General features: G+C 59.8%; 3 protein-coding genes. All 3 read left to right on the plus strand.

The features are described 5' to 3' along the window. Nucleotides 1–141 (plus strand): transporter substrate-binding domain-containing protein (locus FEM54_RS31260; protein ID WP_138454140.1); only part of this gene is annotated, 141 nt, incomplete at its 5' end. Between the two features lie 123 nt (nt 142–264). Beyond that, on the plus strand, nt 265–1,224 hold the full coding sequence (locus FEM54_RS31265; RefSeq protein ID WP_138454141.1) for an amino acid ABC transporter permease: 960 nt from the start codon (nt 265–267) through the stop codon (nt 1,222–1,224). Then, a complete protein-coding gene (locus FEM54_RS31270; RefSeq protein ID WP_017138597.1) occupies nt 1,217–1,951 on the plus strand; it encodes an amino acid ABC transporter ATP-binding protein in 735 nt (244 codons plus the stop codon). The genes FEM54_RS31265 and FEM54_RS31270 overlap by 8 nt, the downstream gene beginning before the upstream one ends. Nucleotides 1,952–2,095 lie beyond the last annotated feature (144 nt).

Consider the following 2,095-nt stretch of genomic DNA (forward strand, 5'->3'; position numbering starts at 1 on the left):
GCGTTCGGCCTGAAAAAGGGCGACTTCGACAGCATCAATTACATCAACAACTTCCTGCACCAGATCCGCAACGACGGCACCTACGATCGCATCCATGACAAGTGGTTCAAGAGCTCCGAGTGGCTCAAGGACATGGAATAAGGGCTGACACCGAGTCGACTTCATCGCAGGCAAGCCAGCTCCCACAGTTGAAATGCGTTCCCTTGTGGGAGCGGGCTTGCCCGCGATGACGACATGCCAGGCGATACATCTTCGGAAAGTGAAATGAAACAGAAAAAAGCCCAATGGCCCTGGCACCTGCTGACCTTGGTCGTGCTGGTTGGCCTGGCCGGCGCGTTGTACTACGCCACCTCGTTGATGTCCTACGAGTGGCGCTGGAACCGCGTGCCGCAGTACTTCGCCTATCAGGCCGAAACGTCCCAGCGCGCCGCCGACATCTCCACTGTCATTGAGCTGGTGCGCAAAGGCGATGTGGCCGAAGTCACCTTGCGCAACGACGCAGGCGCCGAGCAAAAGCTGACCGTGGCCGACAACAGCCTGCAAGTGTCACGTGGCGATGACGTGGCCGAAGGCGATGTTATTGGCGTAACCCGGCATTGGGCGCTGGGCCCGCTGATGTGGGGCTTGTGGACGACCTTGTGGTTGTCGGTGGTCTCCGGAGTCCTCGGCCTGGCGATTGGCCTGGCAACCGGCTTATGCCGTTTGTCGAGCAACCCGACCTTGCGCGATCTGTCGACGATCTACGTCGAACTGGTGCGCGGTACGCCGCTGTTGGTGCAAATCTTTATTTTCTACTTCTTCATCGGCACGGTGCTCAACCTGTCCCGCGAATTCGCCGGTATTGCCGCGTTGTCGCTGTTCACCGGCGCCTATGTGGCGGAAATCGTCCGCGCCGGCGTGCAGTCCATCACCCGTGGTCAGAACGAGGCCGCCCGTTCCCTGGGGTTGAGCGCCAGCCAGTCGATGCGTCATGTGGTGTTGCCTCAAGCCTTCAAACGCGTGCTGCCGCCATTGGCTGGGCAATTTATCAGCCTGGTGAAAGACACTTCGCTGGTTTCGGTGATCGCGATTACCGAGCTGCTTAAAAGTGGTCGTGAAGTGATCACCACCTCGTTCTCGCCCTTTGAAATCCTGTTCTGTGTGGCAGGCCTGTACCTGCTGATCAACCTGCCGCTGTCGAAAATGGCCAGCCGGCTTGAGCGGAGGCTCGCGCAAAGTGATTGAAGTCCGCGATCTGGTAAAAGTCTTCGACACCCGTGGCCAGGTGGTGCGCGCCGTGGACCACGTCACCACCCAAGTCGCCAAGGGCGAAGTGCTGGTGGTGATTGGCCCGTCAGGTTCAGGCAAGTCCACGTTCCTGCGCTGCCTTAACGGCCTGGAAGAGTTCGACTCGGGCTCGGTGAGCATCGACGGCCTGCAACTGGCCGACCCGAAAACCGACGTGAATGCCTACCGTCGTGAAGTCGGCATGGTGTTCCAGCACTTCAATTTGTTCCCGCACATGACCGTGCTGGAAAACCTGTGCCTGGCGCAAAAAGTCGTGCGCAAACGTGGCAAGCAAGAGCGTGAAGCCAAGGCTTTGGCACTGTTGGAAAAGGTCGGTATCGCGCAGAAGGCCAACGAGTTTCCATCACGCTTGTCCGGCGGCCAGCAACAACGGGTAGCCATTGCCCGTGCGTTGGCCATGGAACCCAAGGTAATGCTGTTTGATGAGCCGACCTCGGCGCTGGATCCGGAAATGGTCGGCGAAGTGTTGGACGTGATGAAGACCCTGGCCCTGGAAGGCATGACCATGGTCTGCGTCACCCACGAGATGGGCTTTGCCCGTGAAGTGGCAGACCGCGTGCTGTTCTTCGACCACGGCAAATTGCTCGAAGATGCGGCCCCGGCCGAGTTCTTCGATGCGCCCAAAGACCCGCGCGCCCAAGCGTTCCTGCGCCAGGTCCTGTGATGGAAGGGTGAGCTTCCTGTGGCGAGCGAGCTTGCTCGCGCTGGGCTGCGAAGCAGCCCTAAAACCTGCCAACGCGTTCTGCTGGATAAATCGCGGTGATCTTGTTGGGGCCGCTTCGCGCCCCAGCGCGAGCAAGCTCGCTCG

It is taken from the genome of Pseudomonas edaphica, assembly GCF_005863185.1.
GTDB classification, from domain to species: Bacteria; Pseudomonadota; Gammaproteobacteria; order Pseudomonadales; family Pseudomonadaceae; genus Aquipseudomonas; species Aquipseudomonas edaphica.

Coding starts and splice junctions, on each gene's coding strand:
- FEM54_RS31265 (WP_138454141.1), top strand. CDS start 265: ATGAAACAGAAAAAAGCCCAATGGCCCTGGCACCTGCTGACCTTGGTC.